Genomic DNA, 23,459 nt, shown 5'->3' with positions numbered 1-23,459 from the left:
GTGAAGGCCGGGTTAGTCGCATTCCCTTCGCGTTCGCTCGAGAGGAAGGTGTCGATGGACCGTTTGTTGCGTCAATTCCTGTCTCAATTCATCCGCCGCGGCTCGTTGACGGTGACCACGGCAAAAGGATCGAAGTTCACCGTAGGCGATGGCTCAGGCCAACCGGTCGCGGTCCGTTTCGTGACCACGGATGCAGAACGAAGGATCCTCATCAATCCCGAACTCGGGCTTGGCGAGGCCTACATGGACGGCGAGTTCATCGTCGAGCGCGGCAACATAGCTGATGCCCTCGCAATCCTGCTGGATCAACCCGACCTATTGCCGCAGTGGGCAAAACCCTTCTGGCATCTGCGCTATCTGACGCGGCATCTGAAGCAGTTCAATCCACGCCCGCGCTCGCGCAAGAATGTCGCGCATCACTACGATCTCGACGCGCGGCTCTATTCGCTCTTTCTCGACGCCGACAAGCAATACAGCTGCGCCTATTTCGAGACGCCGGACGCAACCCTCGACGACGCCCAGCTCGCCAAGAAGCGGCACATCGCCGCAAAGCTGCGTCTCCAGCACGGCCAGCGCGTGCTCGACATCGGCTCGGGCTGGGGTGGGCTCAGCCTCTACCTCGCCGAGATCGCCGGCGCCGACGTCACCGGCGTCACCCTGTCGACCGAGCAATTGCAGGTCGCCAATGCGCGTGCGGCCGAGAAGGGCCTAACCGGCTCGGTTAAATTCAAGCTCCAGGACTATCGCGACATTGACGGCCCATTCGATCGCATCGTCTCGGTCGGCATGTTCGAACACGTCGGAGAGAGGTTCTACGACACCTATTTCCAGCGCTGCGCGGAATTGCTGAGCGAGGACGGCGTCATGCTGCTGCACTCGATCGGCCGTTCGCAGGGGCCGGACTCCACCAATCCCTGGATCGCCAAATACATCTTCCCCGGCGGTTACATCCCTGCTCTGTCCGAGGTGCTGCCGGCGATCGAGCGCGCCGGCTTGCTGGTCTGCGACATCGAGATCCTGCGCCTGCACTACGCCGAGACGCTGAAGGCCTGGCGAGAGCGCTTCATGGCGCGGCGTGAGGACGCGGTGCAGCTCTACGACGAGCGCTTCGCCCGGATGTGGGAATTTTACCTGGCGGCTAGCGAGATGACCTTCCGCAAGCAAGCGATGATGAATTTCCAGATCCAACTCACCAAACGTCAAGGCGTCGTGCCGATGACGCGCGACTACATCGCGCGCGAGGAAGCCCGGTTGCGGGCCATCGAAAGCGGCACAAGGCCCACGCTGAAGCTGGCTGGTGAATAGATCCTAGTGACGCAGGGTCGAGATCGGCGAGGCGCCGAAAGGCGCCGTTAACCCCAGTTGCGCCCGAAACTCCGCGAGAATCTCGGGTGCGACCGGCTCGCGGCGCACTTCGGGCCGCTCGGCATGCTGCATGGCCGCGATCAGCCCGGACAACCAAAGCCGGCTGCCTGCCTCGCTTCGCCAATTCTGGAGCTGCCGTTCTGGCCGCATCGCTCTGCCTCGTTCCCTGTTGGCGGGGTCGCGAGGGACAATTCCCTGCCCGCCTGCCTGTTCCGGCTACTTGCCCCGAAAGAATCCGGGGAGATGTGATCTGCTTCACATAAGTCTGTTCGGGTCTGGCTTAGACCGTCGCCATGAGCAAAGAGACCCGAACCTCATTCGACGTGCAGGACGACCTCCGCACAGATTATGCCCTGATCGCCACCGGCGTCGGAGCGGCCCTGATCGCGCTGGTCTATCTCCTGCTGGTCTGAAGGTGAGCCAAAAGCTCCCGGCGCGCGTCGTTTCGCCCGCTTCTCGATACGTCTTCGCGTCATTTCATTAGGTTCACGGTTTCCGGATTTTTCCATGGCGCGGTCGCGGCCGGTTTCGGGCCGGGCGAGTTCCGCAAAAATCCGTCAAGCACGGCGCATGCTGCGGCTGCTAATCATCCACCATTTTCACTGAGCGGTTGATAGCGGTCAGCTTTCGCTTCCGCTTTGAAGCGGGGCGGCGCTTTATCCCGGCCCCGCATCTGCCCAAGAAAATTGCTAAGCACGTCCGACCATGGCCCTGACTGATTCGAACGTCCTCAAACTCGCGCCCGAGCCGGGAACTCCCGCCTACCGGAGTGCGCCGCATAATATCGAGGCGGAACAGAGCCTTCTGGGCGCAATCCTGGTCAACAACGATGCCTTCTATCGGGTCTCCGACTTCCTGGAGCCGAAGCATTTTTTCGAGCCGCTGCACCAGACCATCTACGAGACCGCCGGCAGCCTGATCCGGATGGGCAAGATCGCCACGCCCGTGACGCTGAAGACGTTCCTGCCCGCCGACACCGATGTCGGCGGCATGACCATCGGGCAATATCTGGCGCGCCTTGCGGCTGAAGCCACCACCATCATCAACGCCCAGGATTATGGGCGCACCGTCTACGATCTGTCTTTGCGCCGCGACCTGATCGGCATCGGCGAGGACATGGTCAATGTCGCCTACGACGCGCCGGTCGACTTCCAACCGCGTGCCCAGATCGAGGACGCTGAGCGCAAGCTCTACGAACTCGCCGAGTCCGGTCGCTATGACGGCGGCTTCCAGAAATTCTCGCAGGCCCTGGCGGTCGCGGTCGATCTCGCTGCCAAGGCGTTCCAGCGCGACGGGAAGCTGTCCGGCATCTCGACCGGCATGCGCGACCTCGACACCAAGATGGGCGGATTGCAGCACTCCGACCTCATCATCGTCGCGGGCCGTCCCGGCATGGGCAAGACTTCGCTCGCGACCAACATCGCCTACAACGTCGCCAAGGCCTACGTTCCGGAACTCCAGGCCGACGGCACCACGAAGGCCGCCAATGGCGGCGTGATCGGCTTCTTCTCGTGCGAAATGTCGGCCGACCAGCTCGCCACGCGTATCGTGGCCGAGCGCACCGGCGTTCCCTCCTCCCACATCCGCCGCGGCGGCATCTCGGAAGCCGATTTCGAGAAGATCCGGGAGGTCTCGATCGAGCTGCAATCGCTGCCGTTCTACGTCGACGCGACCGGTGGCCTGTCGATCGCGCAACTGATGGCGCGCGCGCGCCGGCTGAAGCGGCAGAAAGGCCTCGACCTGCTGGTGATCGACTACATCCAGCTGCTCTCGGGTTCGAGCAAGCGCGCCAGCGACAGCCGCGTGCAGGAAATCACGGAGATCACGACCAGCCTGAAGGCGCTCGCCAAGGAGCTCAACGTTCCCGTGATCGCGCTGTCCCAGCTCTCGCGCCAGGTCGAATCCCGCGACGACAAACGGCCGCAGCTCTCCGACCTGCGTGAATCCGGATCGATCGAGCAGGACGCCGACGTCGTGCTGTTCGTGTATCGCGAGGAATACTACCTCGCCATGAAGGAGCCGCGCCCGGGCACGCCTGAGCACGAGAAGTGGCAGCTCGACATGAGTCTTGCGCACGGCAAGGCCGAAGTCATCATCGGCAAGCAGCGCCACGGCCCGACCGGCACCGTCGACCTCGCCTTCGAAGCCTCGGTCACGCGGTTCGGCGACCTCGCGCCCGACAGTCAGATGCCGGCCCGCAGCGGCAACGACTACTGAGTTCCTCGCTAAGTTCCCTGGGTTGAACCGCGCGAGCCTCTTGCGTACAACGGCGCCATGACAATGGCGTCCGACCCCAAAATGATCCCGCAATCCGGCCTTCTCTCGGCGGAGGCCAATCAGGCTGCCGCGCTTGCAGCTTACGGCGGTGTGCTCACCGTCGATCTCGATGCGATTATCGCCAATTGGCGCAAGCTCGAGAAGACCGCGGTGCCGGCCGAATGCTCGGCCGTGATCAAGGCCGACGCCTATGGCTGCGGCGCCGCGGAGGTTGCGCGGGCCCTCAACAAGGCCGGCTGCAAGACCTTCTTCGTCGCCACCATCGAGGAAGCGCGCACCGTGCGCGCGGCGGTGCCGGACGCTGCGCTCTACGTGCTCGGCGGCTACTTCCAGAACACCGGCGAGCACTACGCCAAGATCAACTGCCGTCCCGTGATCGGCGATCTCAACGAGCTCGCCGAATGGGACGTGTTCTGCCGCCGCAGCGGCTGGAACGGCGGCGCCGCGATCCATATCGACACCGGCATGAACCGGCTCGGGCTGACGCTGTCCGAGGCGCAGGCCATCATCCCCCGCATCAATGCCGGCGACCACGGCATCACGCTGGTGATGAGCCATCTGGTCTCGGCCGAGCAGCTCAACAGCCAGATCAACGCCAGGCAGCTTGCCGCCTTCCGCGCCATCGCCAGCGAATTCTCCGGCGTGCCGGCGGCGCTCGCCAACTCGTCGGGAATCTTCCTCGGCGCGCCCTACCAGTTCGACCTGGTGCGGCCGGGCGCTGCGCTCTACGGCGTCAACCCGACGCCGGAGGCTGACAATCCGATGCAGCCGGTCGTCGACCTCAAGGCGCGCATCGTGCAGATCCGCAATGTCGAGCGCGGCGACACCGTCGGCTATGGCGGCACCTGGTCCGCGCGGCGGCCGACCAGGCTCGCGATCATCGCGGTCGGCTATGCCGACGGCTATTTCCGCGCTGCCAGCTCGAACGACGGCACCCGCGGCGCCGAGGTGATCGTCGCCGGCAAGCGTTGCCCGGTCGCGGGCCGCATCTCCATGGATCTGATCGCGATCGACATCACCGATCTGCCGCCGAACGCGGCGCGGCGCGGCCACATGGTGACGCTGATCGGCGAGGGCATCACCGTCGACGAGCTCGCGCATCATTTCGGCACGATCGGCTATGAGGTGCTGACCAGCCTCGGCCACCGCTACGCCCGCATCTACAAGGGCGGCAACGTGGTGGAGCCGCTGGTCAAGCCGGAGCCGCTCCCTGCGGCCGAGCAACCGCCCTCCGCGCCACTGCCGTCTTAACAGCAGAGACGCGCTCGTGCCCCGGACGCAGCGCAATGCGCCGCGCTTCGCAGCGTCGTGCGCTGCAGAGCCGGGGCCCATGTCTCTACGGAATTCGTGGCCGTCTGGGTCCCGGCTCGCGCTGCGCACGTCCGGGACACAAGTGGTCGCTTACTTCTTCTTCCGGTCGTCGAGCGCCGTCTTGCAGGATGCGCTGAGCTGATCGCGCTTGGCCTCGAGGCAGGCGATGATCTTGCCGCCGCCCGGCGCGATGCCCGCACAGAATTTGTCGTAATCCGCCTTGCAAGCCCCGCGCGGATCGGAGGATTGTGCCGAAGCGACACCGGAGATCGCGACGGCGACGAGGAAAGCAGCAAAGTTCAATTTGGACATTGTATCTCCGGTGACGGCAGGCAGGAGCCGCTAGCTCTACATGAAGATCGCGACATTCAACATCAACAACATCAACCGTCGCCTGCCCAATCTGTTGGCATGGATGAAAGCGGCAAAGCCCGATGTCGTCGCGCTTCAGGAGTTGAAGGCAAGTGATGGCGAATTTCCGGCGGCCGCGATCGAAAAGGCCGGCTATGGCGCGGTCTGGCGTGGACAAAAGACCTGGAACGGCGTCGCTATCCTCGCCCGCAACGCGAAGCCCATTCTGACCCGTGAACGCCTGCCGGGAAAACCTGCCGATCTCGAAGCCCGCTACATCGAGGCCGCCGTGCGCGGCATCATCGTCACCAGCATTTACCTGCCGAACGGCAATCCGCAGCCGGGGCCGAAGTTCGACTACAAGCTCGACTGGTTCGCGCGGCTGAGGCGCCACTCCAAAACCTTCATCAAGCAGGACCTGCCCGTCGTGCTCGCCGGCGACTACAATGTCGCGCCAACAGAAATCGACATCTATCCGACGCGCTCATGGGACAAGGATGCCTTGATCCAGCCGAAGAGCCGCGCGGCGTTTGCCTCGCTGGTCGAACAAGGCTGGTGCGATGCGATCCGCGAGCTACATCCCGACAAACGCATCTACACGTTCTGGGATTACAAGCGAAACCGCTGGCCGCGCGATGCGGGCCTGCGGCTCGATCATCTGCTGCTGAGCCCTGCCCTGGTCTCGCGCCTCGCCAAGGCCGGCGTCGATAAGGCGGTTCGCGGCGAGGACGGCGCCAGCGATCACGCGCCGGCATGGGTGGTGCTGAAGCAACAATGACGGTGGCATAGGGTGGGCAAAGCGACTTGTCCGCCATAGCTCGAAGAGCGACGGCGGAAGCGTGCCCACCAATCTTTCTTGTAGGAGACAGATCGTGGGCAAGGCGCAAGAGCGCCTTTGCTCACCCTACGACAGCGTGCCGTTGATCACCGCCCGTAATAGTCCTGCACCGTATCCCAGGCCGCCCTTTGCAGCAGCTCCGCCGTCGGCGCATCCAGCCCCATGGTGTAGGAATTTCCGACCGGCGAGCGGCCCGTCAGCGCGGCGAACGTGACGCAGGTGGCCAGATACGTGCCTGCCGGACTCGGATGCCGCTTGTCCGGCGCGTAGAGATTGAGCTCGGGCTGAAGCTTTCGGACGCGTGCGAACGCAAGGCCTGCAGGAATGACCAGCGCGTCGTTGGCATTGCCTGCCACCGTGTAGGCCTCGGCAAGTCCTTCCGTCATCTCCGGCTTGTCGGAATAGGCCCAGGACATGAACAGCACCGGCCGCATGCCATGCGCGCGCACGATCTCGCTGTCCTTTTTCACGAAAGTCGTGAATGCGTCTTTCAATTGCGGATGGATCGGGCACTGGCTGCAATCCATCATCACCACCGCGTCGAACTTCTTGCCCGGCTTGTTGAACACTACGACGTTCTGGTCGTCGAAGGAGTAAGCGCCGATGCCGCCCGGGCGCAGCAGGTTGTCCATGTCGTGCCAGTCGAGGCCGGAGCCGCCGATCGTCGCCATAGTGTTGCGATAGGCCGCCTTGTTCTCGGCATCCGCCGCCCGCTCCATGAAGGAGAGATGCCCGGGCATGCCGTTGTTGTAGTAGAAGAAGCTGTTGCCGACGAAGAGCGCCGCCTTGGGGAAGTCAGGTCCAGCCGTTGTGACCTTTGGTTTGGTCTGCGCCTGTGCCGCGAAGCCGGCTGCAACGAACAGACACATTGCGAGCATCACTCGCGTAAAAAGACGCATCATGGCCTCCTCCCCCTTTTATCGGGCCGGAACCAAATCAGCTTTTCCAAAAGCGCTCAAGCGCACGGACGTACAGCAGATATGCGTGAGCCAAAATGCTCACCACAAATTCCTGCCGTCGATCACGTTGACAGGCACGGCCTCCAGATCGAAATCGTCGAACAGGCGCGCGTTCACGGCGACCTTGGGATTGTCGAAATCCGGCTTGCCGCTCGACCAGTCCGGCGACTCCGAATAGGTGCCGCAGCCGCAACTCGCGCAGAAATGATGTTTGACGGTGCGGCTGCCCCAGAGATAGGTGGCAACGTTGTCCGCGGGCGACAGCAGGCGAAACTGCGCCGGCGTGTAATAGGCCCACAGCGCACCGCGCTTGGCGCAGAGCGAACAGGTGCAGCGTGTCACATGCGAAGGCGCCTCCGTCACCTCGAACACCGTCTCACCGCAATGACAGCTTCCCTCGAACGGCATGACCCGCTCCCTTTTGTCAGGAGATGGTCGTAGCCGGCCCCTGCTGCCAACATGCTGTCAGCAGCGCGACGCCGTCAGGGAGCTTCGTTCGCGGACAGCCGCCTGGCATTGGCGGCGACGTGCTCGCGATAGCGGTGGATGACGGCGGCTGGCGTTGCGCCGGACAGCAGATTCATGGTCGCCTCGAAAGCCGCGGCGATCTTCTCGCTGACCATCAGCACAGCTTCCCGTCCGGCGGCCTCGTCGCCATGGCTGAGCTTCTCGCAGCGCAGCCGCACCACCTCGCCCGCCTCAAACGCCAGCATCGCGCCGGCAACCCAGGGAAAGCCATTGTCGGATCCGCTTAGCACCGCATGGCGGTCGAGGGCGGAGAAGGAATGATGGTCGGGCATCGAAAGACCTCAAGTTCTTTGAGCGAACGCTCCGATCAATACGCTTCAAATTTGAAGGATCCGGCCGGGGAACCCGTCGAATTGGTGGCCGGCGGGGTACCGCCGGTTAACCACCGCCCGCCATCCCTGCGCCGTTCGCGCCCCATCCCTGCTCCGGCTACACTCCTCCGATTCCCGGAGCCTGTCCCTTGGCCTTCCTTTTCGTCCTCATCGTCGGTCTCGTTGCCGGCACCGTCTCGGGCATTGTCGGCACGGGCTCGTCGATCATGCTGATGCCGGTGCTGGTCTACGCCTATGGGCCGAAGGAAGCCGTGCCGATCATGGCGGTGGCCTCGGTGATGGCGAATTTTTCGCGCATCCTGGCATGGTGGCGCGAAGTCGACTGGCGGGCCTGCGCGGCCTATTCGGCGACGGGCATTCCAGCCGCAGCGCTCGGCGCGCGCACGCTGCTGGCGCTGCCCTCGCACGCCGTCGATCTCGCCATCGGCCTCTTCCTGATCGCGATGGTGCCGGTGCGGCACTGGCTGGCGCGGCACGATTTGAAGGCCAATCTCTGGCACCTCGCGGTCGGCGGCGCGATCATCGGCTACCTCACCGGCATCGTGGTCTCGACCGGTCCGCTCAGCGTGCCGCTCTTCCTGTTCTACGGCCTCTCCAAGGGCGCGTTCCTCGCGACCGAGGCCGCCGCCTCGCTCGGCCTCTATTTCGCGAAGTCCGTGACCTTCGAACGCTTCGGCGCGTTGACGCAGGAGGTCTTCGTCAAAGGCCTGATCGCGGGCGCTTCGCTGATGTCAGGCGCCTTCATCGCAAAACGCTTCGTGCTGCACCTCAAGCCGGAGATGTTTCGCCTGTTGATGGACGCAATCATGATCGCGGCCGGGCTGTCGATGCTCTGGAATGCGACGCAGCCGTAACCGCGTTCAGGCGGCGAATTCGGGGGCAATCGACGGACTCTCGGCGAGGACGCGGCTCCCGGGCTGTCCCTCGAGCCATTGCCGGACTGCCTCGAGCGGCTGCGGCCGATGATAGAGGTAGCCCTGCCCGAGGGTCACGCCCATCTCGCGCATCGCCTGCGCCTGCTCGGCCCGCTCGATGCCTTCGGCAACGAGCGTCAGGCCCAGCGTTCCGGCGAGCGAGGCGATGACCCCGACGATCGCCTTGTCCTCGGCGCTGTCGGGGATCTCGCTGATAAAGGCCTTGTCGATCTTGACCTTGTCCAGCGGGAAACGCCTGAGATGGGCGAGCGAAGAGTAGCCCGTGCCGAAATCGTCGAGCGCGATAGTGGCGCCAAGGCGCCGCAGACGGTGCAGCGTCTCGGAGGCGCTGGCGATGTTGTTGATCAGCGAGCCCTCGGTGATCTCGAGCTCCAGCGACGAGGCCGCGACGCCGAAGCGCAGGCATGTCGCGCGCAGCTCGGCGGCGAGCGAATGGTCGGCGAGCTCGGACGGCGGCAGGTTGATCGCGATCCGGATCTGCGGCCGGCCGGCGGCGACCAGATGCTTCAGCGCACGGCAGGCGTCGGTCAGCACATAGCGCGTCAGTTGCGCATTGTTGCCGCTGCGCTCGATCAGCGGCAGGAATTCGCCGGGGCCGATGATGCCGTGCTCGGGATGGCGCCAGCGAATGAGCGCCTCGAGACCCACGACCGCCTGGCTCTCGATGTCGACCTGGCTCTGATACCAGACCTCGAATTGCCCCTCGGAGAAGCCGGTGGGAATGGCGAGCTCGAGATCCCTGCGGCGGCGATAGTCGTGCTGGAGCGCTTCGTCCAGCACCGCGACGGTGCCGGGCGCCTTGCTCTTGGCATGGTAGAGCGCGATGTCGGCGAGCGCCGGCAGATGCGACAATTCAGGATCGCCGGCGCGGCGCACGGCAAGGCCAATGCTGGCGCGCGGCACCACCTGCTTGTCGTGCAACCGCACGGGCTTTGAGATCGCATCCAGCAGCTGGTGCGCGAACGCCTGTGCGGTCGCCGCGTTGCTGACCTCGGGGCGGATGACGACGAACTCGTCGCCGCCGAGCCGCGCCACCCAGTCCTGCGGCTCGATCGCGTGCCGCAAACGCTCGGAAATATGCACCAGGAATTTGTCGCCGGCATCATGACCAAACGTGTCGTTGATGCCTTTGAAATCGTCGAGATCGATGAAGCAGAACGCAATCAGCGAATCCGGCGAACCTGCATGATGGCTCAGCGTGACCAGCTGCTCGGACAGCGAGCGGCGATTGGGCAGCCCGGTCAGCGGATCGTGCGCGGCCATATGCCCGAGCCGGTCGAGCGCACCCGACGTCGTGTGCTGCATGGCATTGAAGGCGCGCGCGAGCTGGCCGAATTCGTTCAGCGATTTGATCTCGGCCGGATAGGCACGGCCATCCTGCTTGCTGCGCTGGATCGCCGACATGATGGCGGCGAGCGGCTTGCCGATGAAGATGTTCGCCGAGATCCGCATCGCGATCAGCGTGGCGAAGGTTGCGAGCAGGCCGACGACCAGCAACAGCAGCAGCCGGCTGCCGGTGTCCGCATAGACGGTCGCGTAGGAATAGGCGATCACGATGCGGCCGGCCTGCACGGCGATGTTGTCGTTGATATAGGTGATCGGACGCGACACCTCCGAGACCGACTGGTCCGACGGGCGCGCCACCACGCGCGCAATCGCAACGCCGGTGTCATCGTAGACAGCCGCGGCGGAGATGGTCTCGTCGTGCATGATCTCGTTGAGCACGCTCGTGACCCGGTCGTAGCGCATCTTCCACAACGGCTCGGCGATCAGTTCGCCCCTGCTCTCGGCGACGCGGGCAATGCGCGCATCGAGCTGCCGGATCTGCGACCAGAAGCTCGCGAGCTCGACACCGGCGGAGGCCAGCAGCTGCACCACGAGCAGCACCGGCACCGTGGCCCATATCATCGCGCGGATCACCGAGCGCGAGGACGTCGCCGGTGCGCTACGTTTCGGATCGGTCATGTCGTCAGCGTTTCGCATCAGTCAGCGGTGCCTTCCGGGGGCGCCAGCGACGAGACGAGCGCATCGATGGAGAAATCGTACTGGCCGCAACGTCCCGGCTTCGCCCTGAACCGCGCGAAGTCGATCCGGTCGAAAGCGCGGTCCTTGATGAGGTCGCCGACCGAGCCGAGATTGGCGCGGCTGATCGCCGATGTCTTGACCTCGACATGAGAGGAATTGGTCGCAAAGTCGCAGCCATCGGCATAGTCGCGGAGCAGCACGATCGACCAGCCACCGAGCAGGAAGTGGCCGCCGTCGGTCAGAAGCAGACGGCCCGCCCTGATCGCGCGCAGCGCGTCCTCCGACCAGTTGAGGCCGACCACCTGAATGTCCTCGCCGGGGACAAGACCTGCCGTCGAGATGGCCTTGATGGCGCCGAGCGCCATCGGATCGTTGCCGGCCCAGATGCCGGCGGGCCGGATCCCCTTGCGCGTGGCCCAGCTCAGATAGTTCGCGGTGACCTGCTCGGCCTCGGACTGCGTCCAGTTGGCGAACAGCATCCGGTCCACCACCACATCGGGCGCAGAGTCGGCGGCAAGCTTGAGGCCGGCGTTGCGGGCGATCGAGGCCGGCGTGATCTCGTCGCCGCCGATGCCGAGAATGTGGATCTTGCCGTCCGGGCTCTGCCATTTCTCGGCCCGCGCCGCGCTGATCAGCGCGTCGGCCATGCGCGCACCCGCGGTCTCGAGATCAGTCGTGATATCGCCGAGCCAGGTCTTGAGCTTCTGGCGCGGCGGTCCAAGGCGCACCGCATCCTCGCCGATCAGCGTGTTCGACAGCAGCAGCGTCTTGATCCCGGCAGCCTCGGCCGCCTCGAGGATCGGAACGGCAGCGGATTCCTCGTTCGAGAGGATGAGGAAATCGGGCTTGTCGGGACGCGCCACCACGCCGAGCCCGAGCTCCTGCATGGTGCGGTAATTGCGCTCGCTGGTCAGCACCTCGACATGCGCATCGAGCTTGCGGCCGGCGGCCTGCATGGTCAGCGCGACCATGTCCCAATAGACCTCGCCGGTCTTGCCGGGATTGACGAAGACGATGTTGAGAGGCTTTGCGACGGCGCCGCCAGACGGCACAAGCACGCCGCAGGCCATGCTCACAGCGAGCAATATGCGCAATAGCATCGTCATTCGTTTCGCCACCCCGTCTTGGTTCCGAAACTGGACCCGCGTCCGCTAATATTTGGCAAAGTCCGGAAACCAGCGCCGGCGTAGAGCTAACAAAGGATGTATCGGCGACGGTGAATTGCGCTAATTGGAGCGTCGGGGATCCCCGTCATGCCCCGCCGTTCCATGCTATCAGCGAACCAGCAACCTCCGACTCGGTCCCCATGGCCAAGAACACGCTCTCCTTCGTCTGCCAGAACTGCGGCGCGGCCTATAACCGCTGGCAGGGCAAGTGCGAGTCTTGCGGCGAGTGGAATACGCTCGCCGAGGAGGACACGGCCGGCAGCGTTCCGGTCTCGATCCGCTCCAAGCGCAAGGGCCGGACGTTCGCGCTGGAGAGCCTCGCCGGAAAGAGCCCCGACGCGCCGCGGCTGTCGTCCGGCATGACCGAGCTCGACCGCGTCACCGGCGGCGGTTTCGTCCGCGGCTCGGTGCTGCTGGTCGGCGGCGATCCCGGTATCGGCAAGTCGACGCTGCTCACGCAGGCCACCAGCCTGATGGCGCGCGCGGGCCACCGCATCGTCTACATCTCCGGCGAAGAAGCCATCGCCCAGGTGCGGCTGCGCGCCGAGCGGCTCGGGCTGTCGGATGCGCCGGTACAACTCGCCGCCGAGACCTCCGTCGAGGACATCGTCTCGACGCTGTCCGAAGGCGCCGTGCCCCGGCTGATCGTGATCGACTCGATCCAGACCATGTGGACCGACACGGTGGAATCGGCGCCCGGCACGGTGACGCAGGTGCGCGCCTCGGCGCAGGCGCTGATTCGCTTCGCCAAGAAGACCGGCGCGGCCATCATCCTGGTCGGCCACGTCACCAAGGACGGCCAGATCGCCGGCCCGCGCGTGGTCGAGCACATGGTCGATGCCGTGATGTCGTTCGAGGGCGAAGGCTCGCAGCAATTCCGCATCCTGCGCGCCGTGAAGAACCGTTTCGGTCCGACCGACGAGATCGGCGTGTTCGAAATGACCGGACTTGGCCTGCGCGAGGTGACAAATCCCTCCGAGCTGTTCCTGTCCGAGCGCGACCTCGGCACGCCCGGCACCGCAGTCTTTGCGGGCATCGAGGGCACGCGGCCCGTTCTGGTCGAATTGCAGGCGCTGGTGGCGCCGACCTCGCTCGGCACCCCACGCCGGGCTGTGGTCGGCTGGGACCAGAGCCGGCTCTCGATGGTGCTGGCGGTGCTGGAGGCCCATTGCGGGGTCAAGCTGTCCGGCCACGACGTCTATCTCAACGTCGCTGGGGGCCTGCGCATCCACGAGCCGGCGGCGGACATGGCCGCCGCGGCCGCGCTGGTGTCGTCCCTGGTTAATGCGCAGTTACCCACCGATGCCGTTTATTTCGGCGAGATTTCGCTCTCCGGCGTGATCCGCCCGGTGGCGCAGACCCCGGCGCGGCTCAAGGAAGCGGTCAAGCTCGGCTTCAAGCGCGCGGTGCTGCCCGAATCGGCCCGGGGCGGCGATGCCGGCGGTGACGCCGGACTGACCCTGAACGCCGTTAACAGCCTGACCACGCTGGTCGCCGAGATCGCTGCCAAGGGCTCCCGCCGCGGCGATCAGAACCCACCGGCGGAGAAAAATGCCACACCGGCAAGATTCCGCCGCGGAGAGGGTTAGCCGGAGGGTGACGTTGACCGTCCCCGCCGCTATACAGCCGTCACAAAAGCAGCATGGGATTGCGTGGTTGCGGCCTTGCCGGGAACGCCGTCTGGCCCTCACTTAGGGGCGGCGGCCCAACACCGATTCGGCTAGAGCACCTTCAAAGTACGAGCGGACCCGACCAGCCGATGCCAGTAACACTCCTCGACCTGATCCTGCTCGGTGTGATGCTGATCTCGGGCCTGCTTGCCATGGTCCGCGGCTTCATGCGCGAAATCCTGTCGATCGCGGCCTGGGGCGCCGCGGCGATCGTGACGCTGTATTCGTTCTCGAAGCTGCTGCCGACTGCCAAGACCTATTTCAACAACGACACGGTGGCGAGCGTCGTCGTCGTCGCCGGCGTATTCGTCGGCACCCTGGTCGTGGTCTCCGTCATTACGGTCCGGATTTCGGACATGATCCTGGATTCGCGCATCGGCGCGCTGGATCGCACCCTGGGCTTCCTGTTTGGCCTCGCTCGCGGGCTTTTGATCGTCGTTGTCGCGTTCCTGTTCTTCACCTGGCTGGTGCCGGACAAGCAGCGCCCGGACTGGGTGACGGGAGCGAAATCCCGCGTGGTGCTCCAGGGAACCGGGGATTGGCTGATGGCCCTCTTGCCTGACGACCCCGAGAACACCATCTTGAAGAGATTCAAGAAAAACAAACCAGATGATGATCAAGCTGATTCCGAGCAGCAGCCTTCGGGCAGTGGCGACGGATACAGTAAAACTGCTCGTGACGGCATGAAGAAGCTGATCGAGAAACCTGCGGCGCGTTGATTTGGCCCTAAAGAGAGGCGCGGACGAGATGCGACACCCTGACCAGGACGCCCACACTGAACTCGATCCCGGCTCCGCCGCGCTAGAGCTTCAGAACGACCTGGACGGAGACACGGTCCGCGAGGAATGCGGTGTCTTCGGCATCTACGGACATCCTGAAGCGGCCGCCATCACGGCGCTCGGCCTCCACGCACTCCAACACCGCGGACAGGAAGCCGCCGGTATCGTCTCCTACGACGGCAGCCGCTTCCACTCGGAGCGCCGCCTCGGCCTCGTCGGCGACACCTTCTCCCGCCGCGAGGTGATCGACCGCCTGCCCGGCACCATGGCGGTCGGCCATGTCCGCTACGCCACGACCGGCGCCACCATCCTGCGCAACGTGCAGCCGCTGTTCGCCGAGCTCAATGCCGGCGGCCTCGCGGTCGCCCACAACGGCAACCTCTCCAACGGCCTCACGCTGCGCCGCGAACTCGTCAAGAGCGGCGCGATGATGCAGTCGACCTCCGATACCGAGGTCATCCTGCACCTGGTGGCGCGCTCTCGGCGCAGCCGCTTCATCGAGCGCTATATCGACGCGCTGCGCGAGATCGAGGGCGCCTATGCGCTGGTCTCGCTCACCAACAAGAAGCTGGTCGGCGCGCGCGATCCGCGCGGCATCCGCCCCTTGGTGCTCGGCGAGCTCGACGGCTGCCCGATCCTGACCTCGGAGACCTGCGCGCTCGACATCATCGGCGCGCGCTTCGTGCGCGACATCGAGCCCGGCGAAGTCATCGTGTTCGACGAGAACGGCCAGGACATCCACAAGCCGTTCCCGCCGATGGCACCGCGTCCCTGTATCTTCGAATACATCTACTTCTCGCGTCCGGATTCCATCGTCCACGGCCGCTCGGTCTACGAGGTGCGCAAGAACTTTGGCGCGCAGCTCGCGCGCGAGAGCCATGTGCCTGTCGACGTCGTGGTGCCGGTGCCGGACTCCGGCGTGCCCGCCGCGGTCGGCTACAGCCAGCATTCGGGCGTGCCGTTCGAGCTCGGCATCATCCGCAACCACTATGTCGGCCGCACCTTCATCCAGCCGACGCAGGCGATCCGTGAATCCGGCGTGCGTATGAAGCACTCGGCCAACCGCGCCGCGATCGAGGGCAAGCGCATCATCCTGATCGACGACTCCCTGGTGCGCGGCACCACGTCGAAGAAGATCGTGCGCATGATGCGCGATGCCGGGGCCAAGGAAGTGCATTTCCGGCTCGCTTCGCCGCCGATCCTTTACCCTGATTATTACGGCATCGACCTGCCCGACCGCGGCGGCCTCCTGGCCGCGACGCACTCGCTGGAGGAGATGCGCGAGCTCATCGGCGCCGACTCGCTCGCCTTCCTGTCGATCGACGGCATGTACCGCGCGATGGGCGAGCCCGGCCGCGACCCCGCCAATCCGAAGTTCGCGGATCACTGCTTCACCGGTGTCTATCCGACCCACCTCACCGACCAGACCCAGATCGAGCCGCAGCCGCGGCAGCTCTCGCTGCTGGCGGAGGCGAGCTGACGGGTGCGCGTGGGGGCTTGTGCCGGTCACCCACGCCTGTAAAACCCCGGCATGACAAAACCCCTCGCTGACCGCATCGCTCTTGTCACCGGCGCCTCGCGCGGCATCGGCTATGCCACGGCCATCGCCCTCGCCAAGGCCGGCGCGCATATCGTTGCGACGGCGCGGACGCAGGGCGGGCTGGAAGAGCTCGACGACGAGATCCGGAAAGACGGCGGCAGCGCCACGCTGGTGCCGCTCAACCTCACCGATTCCGACGGCATCGCGCGGCTCGGCGCCGGCCTGCACGAGCGCTACGGCAAGCTCGACATCCTGGTCGGCAATGCCGGCGTGCTCGGCCCGTCCTCGCCGATCGGCCATATCGAGCTGAAGACGTTCAATGACGTCATGGCGGTCAACGTCTCCGCCAACTTCCAGCTGATCCGCTGCATGGAGCCGCTGCTGAAGCAGTCCGATGCCGGCCGCGCCGTGTTCATCACCTCGGGCGCCGCCAACAAGGCGACTGCCTATGTCAGCCCCTACGCCGCCTCCAAGGCCGCGCTGGAGACGCTGGCCCGCGCCTGGGCGCAGGAGACTGCGAACACCAAGCTGCGCGTCAATTTGTTCAACCCCGGTCCGATCCGCACCCGCATGCGCGCAACCCTGATGCCGGGCGAGGATCCGGCGACGCTCGACACGCCTGAGCAGGTCGCCGAATTCATCGTGCCGATGTGCGCGCCCGCCTGGACCGAAACCGGCAAGTTCTACGACTACAAGACCCGTACCCTGATGAGCTTCCGCGCGCCGGCCTGATTGACTCAAATGCCTCCCCGCGATTGACTGCCCGCGCTCAAGCGGCAGCAAAGCCGCAAGCCAACAAGGGAGGTCGCCATGGCACCATGGCATCGCGCAGGGCTCCGCCGTGCGCTCGCAAAAGTCTCTCGCGCGTCGTCCATCCTGATCGCAGTGATCGCGCTCGTGCCTCTTGGCTCGGCGACGGCGGGCGACGTCCCGACCTTCGCGGTCGATCCCTCCTGGCCAAAACAGTTGCCGAACAACTGGATCCTCGGCCAGGTCGGCGGCATCACCGTCGACTGGCAGGGCCATATCTGGGTGATCCATCGCCCGCGATCGCTCACGGACGATGAGAAAGGCGCAAGCCTCACCCCGCCCCGCTCGAAATGCTGCGTCTCGGCGCCTCCCGTGCTCGAATTCGACGCTGACGGCAATCTGCTGCGTTCGTGGGGCGGTGCCGGCGAAGGCTATGAATGGGTCGGCCGCGAGCACGGCATCGAGGTCGACGAGCGCGGCTTCGTCTGGGTCGGCGGTAATGCCGACAACGACAACGCCATTTTGAAGTTCACGCTCGACGGCAAGTTCGTGGCACAGATCGGCAAGATAGCGCCGAGCCTCGGCAGCAACGACACGACGCAGCTGGGCAAGCCCGCCGAGACCGCGATCGACAAGGAGGCGAACGAGATCTACGTAGCCGACGGCTACGGCAACCGCCGCGTCATCGTGTTCGATGCGACGACGCTCGCCTACAAGCGGCACTGGGGCGCCTACGGCAACAAGCCCGACGATGCCAAGCAGGCGGCTTACGATCCCAAGGCGCCGGTATCACAGCAATTCGGAAATCCGGTTCACTGCGTTAAGCTCGCGAGTGACGGACTGGTCTACGTCTGCGACCGCATCAACAACCGCATCCAGGTCTTCAGGAAGGACGGCTCCTTCGTGAAGGAGTTCTTCTTCGAGAAGAACACGCTCGGCAACGGCGCGGTGTGGGACATCGCGATCTGGCCCGACCCGAAGCAAACCTATTTGCTCAGCGCCGACGGCGAGAACAACGAGATCCGGATCATCAGGCGCGAGGATGGCAGCGTGGTCGGCAGTTTTGGCCACAACGGCCGCAATGCCGGGCAATTCCACTGGGTGCATGCCATGGCGGTCGACGCGATGGGTAACGTCTATACCGCCGAGGTCGATACCGGAAAGCGCATCCAGAAATTCAAGCTGACCTCGGACGCGCTGAAATAGCGTCTCAACGCATTTTGCACAAAAGTTAACCGACGGATGACACCGCGACGAAACCGTCATCCGGCTTTAGGCGCATTGCCGGGACCTGCGGGACACGGTAGAGCCATCAGCCGGACCAAGGCTTCGCAAGAAAGCCGTCCGCATATTTGACAATGGAGGAAACCTTTATGACGACGACGTTCGCGCGCCTCTCTGCCGCCCTTCTCGCCGGTGTCGCTTTCGGTTTTACATCATCCGCTCACGCCCAGGATAAGAACGTCAAGATCGGTGTCCTCACCGACATGTCCAGCCTCTACGCCGACATCAACGGACCCGGCGCCGTTGTCGCGATCAAGATGGCGGTCGAGGATTCCGGCCTGCTAGCGAAAGGCTGGAAGATCGACGTGCTCGGGGGAGATCACCAGAACAAACCCGACGTCGGCGTCAACCTTGCGAGGCAATGGATCGACACTGAGAAAGTCGACGTGATCTCGGACACCCCGAACTCCGGAGTGGCGCTCGCCGTCAGCAACCTCGTCAAGGAGAAGAATGCCATTCTGCTCAACTCGGGAGCGGCCAGCGCCGATCTGACCGGCAAGGCTTGCAACGCCAACACCATCTCCTACACCTACGACACCTACATGCTCGCCAACGGCACCGGCAAAGCGCTCACCAAGGCCGGCGGCGACAGCTGGTTCTTTCTGACCGCCGACTATGCCTTTGGTGCGGCGCTCGAGCGTGACACCACGGCCGTGGTGAGCGCCAACGGCGGCAAGGTGGTGGGCGGCGTGAAGCATCCGCTCAATACGTCCGATTTTTCGTCCTTCCTGCTGCAGGCACAGAACTCCAAGGCGAAGATCATCGGGCTTGCCAATGCCGGCGGCGACACCACCAATTCGATCAAGCAGGCGTCCGAGTTCGGCATCGTCGAAGGCGGTCAGAAGCTCGCAGCGCTCCTGCTGTTCGTCAACGACGTCCACTCCCTCGGCTTGAAGGTTGCGCACGGCCTCACCTTCACCGAATCCTTTTACTGGGATTTGAACGACAACACGCGCGCCTTCGCGACGCGTTTCCAGGAGAAGGCGGCCAACAAGGCAAAACCGTCGATGACACAGGCCGGCAATTATGCAGCCGTGCTGCATTACCTGAAGGCGCTCGATGCCCTCGGCGGCAATCCGCATGACGGCGCCAAGGTCGTCGCCAAGATGAAGGAGCTCCCGACCGACGATCCGCTGTTCGGCAAGGGCCCGCTGCGTGAGGACGGCCGTCGTATCATTCCGGCCTACCTATTCGAGGTGAAGAAGCCCGAGGAATCGAAGGGTCCGTGGGACTATTACAAGCTGATCGCGACGATCTCGGCGGAAGATGCAGCCAAGCCGCTCAAGGACAGCGAGTGCCCGCTGGTGAAGAAGTAAGCCAGTCGACGCTGCCGTAAGGTGGGCAAAGGCGCCCAAGCGCCGTGCCCACCTTCTCGATATAATTGCGAGAAGTCGTGGGCACGCTTCGCTTTGCCCACCCTACGAGACCGTCTTCGCAGCTGCCAGCGTCCGCATCGCGATGGCCACGCACACCACCATCAAAGCTGCTGCCAACAAGAACGGCGCGCCGGGCAGATGCAGCGGCGCGCTGGCACCAATGAAATATGAGAACGTCAGCGTAAACAGGAACGGACCGACGAGTTGCGACACGCTCTGGACGCTCGCGGTGGCGCCCTGCAACTGGCCCTGCTGATCGGGCGCGACCAGCCGCGTCATCAGCGCCTGCGAGGCAGCGCCCGAGATGCCCCATAGCGACAGGACGGGAATGCCGAGCCAGGACAGCGGTCCGGTTGGCGCAACGCCGAGGATCACGAAGCCGAGCGCGCCACAGCCAAGGCCCAGCACCAGCGCATTACGCTCGCCGAGCACGCGCACGATCGGGCCGATGGCGAGACCCTGCACCACCATGGCGCAGATGCCGACCATCGCGAGCGTCAATCCCACCGTCTTGGAATCCCAGCCGTAGCGATAGGTCGCATAAAGCACGAAGGTCGATGGCAACACGACGTGTGCTGTCTGCGCGATGAAATTGACGATGGACAAGGCCGCCAGCGCCGCGTTGGACCGCAGCAGGTGCAAGGCTCCGATCGGACTGGCAGTGGCCCAGCGGAACGGCGCACGCTTCTCCGGCGCCAGCGATTCCGGCAGCACGAAGAGCCCGTAAAGCGCATTGGCAAAGCTCAAGCCGGCCGACGCCCAGAACGGCAAATGCGGATCGATGTCGCCGAGCAGCCCACCCAGCGCCGGGCCCAGGATGAAGCCGGCGCCGAACGCAGCACCGATCTTGCCGAAGATCGCTGCGCGTCGCTCCGGCGGCGTGATATCGGCGATATAGGCAAAGGCGGTCGAGATGCTGGCCGAGGTGATGCCCGAAATCACGCGGCCGATGAACAACCAGACCAGTGACGGCGCCAGCGCCATCAGCACGTAGTCGGCAGCTAACCCGAAATTCGACAGCAGCACCACCGGCCGTCGTCCGAACCTATCCGACAGCGCGCCGAGCATCGGCGAGAACACGAACTGCATCAGCGCCCAGGCGGTGCCGAACAGGCCGAAGATGCGGGCCGCGTGCGCGGTGTCGTTATTGACGAAACCTTCGATCAGCTTCGGCAACACCGGCATGATCACGCCGAGCGCGACCATGTCGAGCAGGATCGTGACGAAGATGAAGGCGACCGCACCTCGCCGCGCGGGCGCTGCGCCTTGCGCCATCGCCTCGCCGGCTTCGCCGCTCACGACGGCCGCTTGCGCTTGTGTGCGAAGGGGTTGGCCTTTTCACGCAGCGTGATGCGCACAGGCGTGCCCGGCAGATCGAATGTCTCGCGCATGGAATTGGTCAAATAGCGCAAGTATGATTGCGGCACCGCATCCGCGCGCGAGCAGAACAGCACAAAGCTCGGCGGGCGCGCCTTGTTCTGGGTGATGTAGTTCAGCTTCAGCCGGCGGCCGGACACCGCCGGCGGCGGATTGGCCTGGACCGCCTGCTCGAACCAGCGATTGAGCGCAGAGGTCGGCACGCGCCTGTTCCAGACCGCGTAGGCGTCCTGGATCGCTTGCATCAGGCGATCGATACCCTCGCCCATCAGGCCCGACACCGCAACGATCGGCACGCCCTTGAGCTGCGGCAGCCAGTGATCGGCGTCACGACGCAGCGTCGAGATGGCGCCGCCGCCTTTGGTCTCCATCAGGTCCCATTTGTTGACGGCGAGCACGACGGCGCGGCCCTCGCGCTCGATCAGATCGGCGATCCGCAGATCCTGCTCCTCGAAGCGATTCTGCGTGTCCATCATCAGCACGACGACTTCGGCAAAGCGCACCGCGCGCAGCGCGTCGGCCACCGAGAGCTTTTCCAGCTTCTCCTCGATGCGCGAGCGGCGGCGCAGACCCGCGGTGTCGAACACGCGAAAATCGCGGCCCTTCCAGTTGATTTCGACCGCGATGGAATCGCGCGTGGTGCCGGCTTCCGGGCTCGTCAGCAGACGCTCCTCGCCGAGGAGATGGTTGATCAGCGTCGACTTGCCGGCATTGGGCCGGCCGACGATCGCAACCCGGATCGGGCGCGTTGCGGCCTCTTCTTCCGAGAGCGGCGCGTCGTCCTCGCCCTCATCGTCCTCAACGGGCTCCGGCATCAGCTTGGCGAGCGCGTCGTAAAGCTCGCCCATGCCCTCGCCGTGCTCGGCCGAGATCTGGATGGGATCACCGAGGCCAAGCGCGAAGGACTCCATCGCGCCGATGTCGCCATGCTTGCCTTCGCTCTTGTTGGCGACCAGCAGCACCGGCTTGTTGGCCTTGCGGGCGAAATCGGCGAAGGCACGATCGTTTGGTGTCAGGCCGGCGCGCGCATCGATCACGAAGAACAGAGCATCCGCCTGTGCGATCGCGGTCTCGGTCTGCTCCTGCATGCGCGCGGTCAGCGAGCCTTTGGGGCCCTCGTCGAGGCCGGCGGTATCGATGATGGTGAATTCGAGATCGCCGAGCCTGGCCTCGCCCTCGCGGCGGTCGCGGGTGACCCCGGGCAAATCATCGACGAGCGCGAGCTTCTGCCCAACCAGGCGGTTGAACAGCGTCGATTTGCCGACATTGGGCCGGCCGATGATGGCGATCGTAAAGGACATCGGTCATTCGTGCGCTGCGGAGGCTGCGCCTGTCAATTCAGGTGAGACTATTGGCGCGAGAAGCTGCCGCTGGGCATCGGCGCCGGGAAGGCCCCTTGCGTTTGCTGCTGTGTGGTCTGGGTCGGTTGCGCCTGCTGGACGGTCTGGTCCGGCGGCGGTGCGGTGGTGCGCTTGCGAACGATCTTCTGCTTCGGCGGCGGAGCGGCCGACGCCGGGGCGGCCTCCGGCTGGGCCTCGCCATCGACTTCGCCAGCGGGCGCCTCGGCCGGCGCCGCTGCGGCCGCCGGCTGCTTGCTCTTCTTGGCCTTGGCACCCCTCGCCGGCTTTGCGGGCTCGGGCGGCTGCGGCTCCGCGGGCAGAGAGGCGACCGCAGGCGCATTCGGATCCGGCTGCTGGGCGCCCTTGTACATCTCCTTCGGCACGCCCTGCTCGAGGCCCGGGACGCCCTCCGGGAACACCGGCTTGCGGTCGCCCGGCAGCTTCTTCTTGGTGTCGAGGAAGTCGAGCAGGTCGCTTGGATCGAAGCTGGAGCAGCCGCCCAGCACGCCCGTGAAGGCGATCAGGACGGCGGCTGCGATCAAGCGTGGCGTACGGCGCATGTTAGGTCTCGTCTCGCGTCAGAGGGCCCGAAGGTCAGCTTTTGGCGACGGGCGGCAGCAGGGCCTGGAGCGCCTCGGCGCGCGAGCGCAAACCGGACGGCGTCTCGCCATCCTCGGCGATCGCGTCGAGCCATTTGCGGGCTGCGGTGGCATCGTTGTTGCGCCAGGCCGACAGCGCCAGCATCTCGCGGGCACTGTGGCGGAAGGTCGATTTGGGCGCAGCGGAGGATTCCAGCCGCTGCTGCATGTCGGCATAGGACGCGCTGTCGACCAGGAGGCCGGCGGCGCGGATCTTGGCCAGATCCTGCCACTCCCCGCCGATGCTCCGATCGGCGGCGATGTCGTCATACATCTTGGCCGCGGCCTTGGGATCGCGGGCGGCAGCCTCGGCCGCAGCACGCAGCCGCGCCAGGGTGCGGTAACCCGAGGGCGCCTTGGCGGCGAGCTCGGTGAAGGCCGTCTCGGCCTCCGCATGCTTATCCTGCTCGGACAGCTCCACGGCCTTCTCGAAGGCGGCGCCAGCCTCGGCGGCCTTCTTGGCCTCCAGATATTGATAGCCGCGCCAGCCGCCGACCGCAGCCACGATCAGCACCATCAGGGCGATGAAGTAGATGGAATATTTGTCCCACAGCTTCTTGAGCTGTTCGCGACGTACTTCCTCGTCGACTTCGTCAAATAATTCAGACACTTATGCTA

At 64.9% G+C, this 23,459-nt stretch carries 22 protein-coding genes; 11 read left to right on the top strand and 11 right to left on the bottom strand.

All coding sequences use genetic code 11. The features are described 5' to 3' along the window. The first annotated feature begins 54 nt into the window (after nt 1-54). Nucleotides 55-1,305 carry a cyclopropane fatty acid synthase gene (locus HYH08_RS02160; RefSeq protein ID WP_220008086.1) on the top strand — a complete coding sequence of 417 codons (1,251 nt, stop codon included), beginning with the start codon at nt 55-57 and terminating at the stop codon, nt 1,303-1,305. 3 nt (nt 1,306-1,308) lie between these two features. On the opposite strand, the gene HYH08_RS02155 is transcribed toward HYH08_RS02160, so the two are convergent. Then, entirely contained in the window at nt 1,309-1,515 is a 207-nt protein-coding gene (locus tag HYH08_RS02155; RefSeq protein ID WP_220008085.1) for a transcriptional regulator, read from the bottom strand. A gap of 555 nt (nt 1,516-2,070) precedes the next feature. On the opposite strand from HYH08_RS02155, the gene HYH08_RS02150 reads away from it, so the two are divergent. Both HYH08_RS02150 and alr read left to right on the top strand, forming a co-directional pair. Beyond that, the gene (locus HYH08_RS02150) at nt 2,071-3,582 is read left to right on the top strand and encodes a replicative DNA helicase (protein ID WP_220008084.1); all 1,512 of its coding nucleotides are present in this window, start codon (nt 2,071-2,073) and stop codon (nt 3,580-3,582) included. Between the two features lie 63 nt (nt 3,583-3,645). Further along, nucleotides 3,646-4,893: an alanine racemase gene (alr, locus tag HYH08_RS02145; RefSeq protein WP_220008342.1), complete on the top strand. Its 1,248-nt coding sequence runs from the start codon at nt 3,646-3,648 to the stop codon at nt 4,891-4,893. 150 nt (nt 4,894-5,043) lie between these two features. On the opposite strand, the gene HYH08_RS02140 is transcribed toward alr, so the two are convergent. Then, nucleotides 5,044-5,265 carry a cysteine rich repeat-containing protein gene (locus HYH08_RS02140; RefSeq protein WP_220008083.1) on the bottom strand — a complete coding sequence of 74 codons (222 nt, stop codon included), beginning with the start codon at nt 5,263-5,265 and terminating at the stop codon, nt 5,044-5,046. A gap of 40 nt (nt 5,266-5,305) precedes the next feature. Here HYH08_RS02140 and HYH08_RS02135 point away from each other — a divergent pair, with 40 nt between their 5' ends. After that, a complete protein-coding gene (locus tag HYH08_RS02135) occupies nt 5,306-6,082 on the top strand; it encodes an exodeoxyribonuclease III (RefSeq protein ID WP_220008082.1) in 777 nt (258 codons plus the stop codon). 146 nt (nt 6,083-6,228) lie between these two features. Here HYH08_RS02135 and HYH08_RS02130 read toward each other — a convergent pair whose 3' ends face one another. The 3 genes from HYH08_RS02130 to HYH08_RS02120 all read right to left on the bottom strand — a co-directional run bounded on the left by HYH08_RS02130 (nt 6,229) and on the right by HYH08_RS02120 (nt 7,901). Beyond that, complete coding sequence (locus tag HYH08_RS02130) at nt 6,229-7,044, bottom strand: hypothetical protein (protein ID WP_220008081.1); 816 nt, start codon at nt 7,042-7,044, stop codon at nt 6,229-6,231. Between the two features lie 96 nt (nt 7,045-7,140). Next, nucleotides 7,141-7,509 (bottom strand): GFA family protein, encoded by a 369-nt coding sequence (locus HYH08_RS02125; protein WP_220008080.1) that lies wholly within the window; start codon nt 7,507-7,509, stop codon nt 7,141-7,143. Between the two features lie 74 nt (nt 7,510-7,583). Continuing rightward, the gene (locus HYH08_RS02120) at nt 7,584-7,901 is read right to left on the bottom strand and encodes a hypothetical protein (RefSeq protein WP_220008079.1); all 318 of its coding nucleotides are present in this window, start codon (nt 7,899-7,901) and stop codon (nt 7,584-7,586) included. A gap of 188 nt (nt 7,902-8,089) precedes the next feature. Here HYH08_RS02120 and HYH08_RS02115 point away from each other — a divergent pair, with 188 nt between their 5' ends. Beyond that, entirely contained in the window at nt 8,090-8,815 is a 726-nt protein-coding gene (locus HYH08_RS02115) for a sulfite exporter TauE/SafE family protein (protein ID WP_220008078.1), read from the top strand. A gap of 6 nt (nt 8,816-8,821) precedes the next feature. On the opposite strand, the gene HYH08_RS02110 is transcribed toward HYH08_RS02115, so the two are convergent. Continuing rightward, nucleotides 8,822-10,879: a putative bifunctional diguanylate cyclase/phosphodiesterase gene (locus tag HYH08_RS02110; RefSeq protein WP_220008077.1), complete on the bottom strand. Its 2,058-nt coding sequence runs from the start codon at nt 10,877-10,879 to the stop codon at nt 8,822-8,824. Beyond that, nucleotides 10,879-12,027: an ABC transporter substrate-binding protein gene (locus HYH08_RS02105; protein WP_220008076.1), complete on the bottom strand. Its 1,149-nt coding sequence runs from the start codon at nt 12,025-12,027 to the stop codon at nt 10,879-10,881. The genes HYH08_RS02110 and HYH08_RS02105 overlap by 1 nt, the downstream gene beginning before the upstream one ends. Before the next feature lie 200 nt (nt 12,028-12,227). Here HYH08_RS02105 and radA point away from each other — a divergent pair, with 200 nt between their 5' ends. From radA to HYH08_RS02075, 6 genes are all read left to right on the top strand, one after another. Further along, nucleotides 12,228-13,676: a DNA repair protein RadA gene (gene radA, locus HYH08_RS02100; RefSeq protein WP_220008075.1), complete on the top strand. Its 1,449-nt coding sequence runs from the start codon at nt 12,228-12,230 to the stop codon at nt 13,674-13,676. Nucleotides 13,677-13,846: 170 nt separating this feature from the next. Continuing rightward, a complete protein-coding gene (locus tag HYH08_RS02095) occupies nt 13,847-14,476 on the top strand; it encodes a CvpA family protein (protein WP_220008341.1) in 630 nt (209 codons plus the stop codon). 28 nt (nt 14,477-14,504) lie between these two features. After that, the gene (gene purF, locus HYH08_RS02090; protein ID WP_220008074.1) at nt 14,505-16,016 is read left to right on the top strand and encodes an amidophosphoribosyltransferase; all 1,512 of its coding nucleotides are present in this window, start codon (nt 14,505-14,507) and stop codon (nt 16,014-16,016) included. Nucleotides 16,017-16,067: 51 nt separating this feature from the next. Then, on the top strand, nt 16,068-16,808 hold the full coding sequence (locus HYH08_RS02085; RefSeq protein ID WP_220008073.1) for an SDR family NAD(P)-dependent oxidoreductase: 741 nt from the start codon (nt 16,068-16,070) through the stop codon (nt 16,806-16,808). 78 nt (nt 16,809-16,886) lie between these two features. Then, complete coding sequence (locus HYH08_RS02080) at nt 16,887-18,032, top strand: NHL repeat-containing protein (RefSeq protein WP_220008072.1); 1,146 nt, start codon at nt 16,887-16,889, stop codon at nt 18,030-18,032. 167 nt (nt 18,033-18,199) lie between these two features. Beyond that, a complete protein-coding gene (locus HYH08_RS02075; protein WP_220008071.1) occupies nt 18,200-19,426 on the top strand; it encodes an ABC transporter substrate-binding protein in 1,227 nt (408 codons plus the stop codon). Nucleotides 19,427-19,528: 102 nt separating this feature from the next. On the opposite strand, the gene HYH08_RS02070 is transcribed toward HYH08_RS02075, so the two are convergent. Genes HYH08_RS02070 through HYH08_RS02055 form a run of 4 tightly spaced genes read right to left on the bottom strand, consistent with a single transcriptional unit; the run spans nt 19,529 to nt 23,451 of the window. Beyond that, nucleotides 19,529-20,785 carry a TCR/Tet family MFS transporter gene (locus tag HYH08_RS02070; protein ID WP_220008070.1) on the bottom strand — a complete coding sequence of 419 codons (1,257 nt, stop codon included), beginning with the start codon at nt 20,783-20,785 and terminating at the stop codon, nt 19,529-19,531. Continuing rightward, nucleotides 20,782-22,164: a ribosome biogenesis GTPase Der gene (gene der / locus HYH08_RS02065; RefSeq protein WP_220008069.1), complete on the bottom strand. Its 1,383-nt coding sequence runs from the start codon at nt 22,162-22,164 to the stop codon at nt 20,782-20,784. The genes HYH08_RS02070 and der overlap by 4 nt, the downstream gene beginning before the upstream one ends. A 47-nt stretch (nt 22,165-22,211) precedes the next feature. Then, entirely contained in the window at nt 22,212-22,763 is a 552-nt protein-coding gene (locus tag HYH08_RS02060; RefSeq protein WP_220008068.1) for a hypothetical protein, read from the bottom strand. 34 nt (nt 22,764-22,797) lie between these two features. After that, nucleotides 22,798-23,451 carry a tetratricopeptide repeat protein gene (locus tag HYH08_RS02055; RefSeq protein ID WP_220008067.1) on the bottom strand — a complete coding sequence of 218 codons (654 nt, stop codon included), beginning with the start codon at nt 23,449-23,451 and terminating at the stop codon, nt 22,798-22,800. Nucleotides 23,452-23,459 lie beyond the last annotated feature (8 nt).

The sequence above is a fragment of the Bradyrhizobium sp. BR 10289 genome (genome assembly GCF_019455385.1).
GTDB lineage: Bacteria > Pseudomonadota > Alphaproteobacteria > Rhizobiales > Xanthobacteraceae > Bradyrhizobium.
The sequence above is the reverse complement of the archived record's forward strand: the minus strand, read 5'-3'. Positions and strand labels throughout refer to the sequence as shown.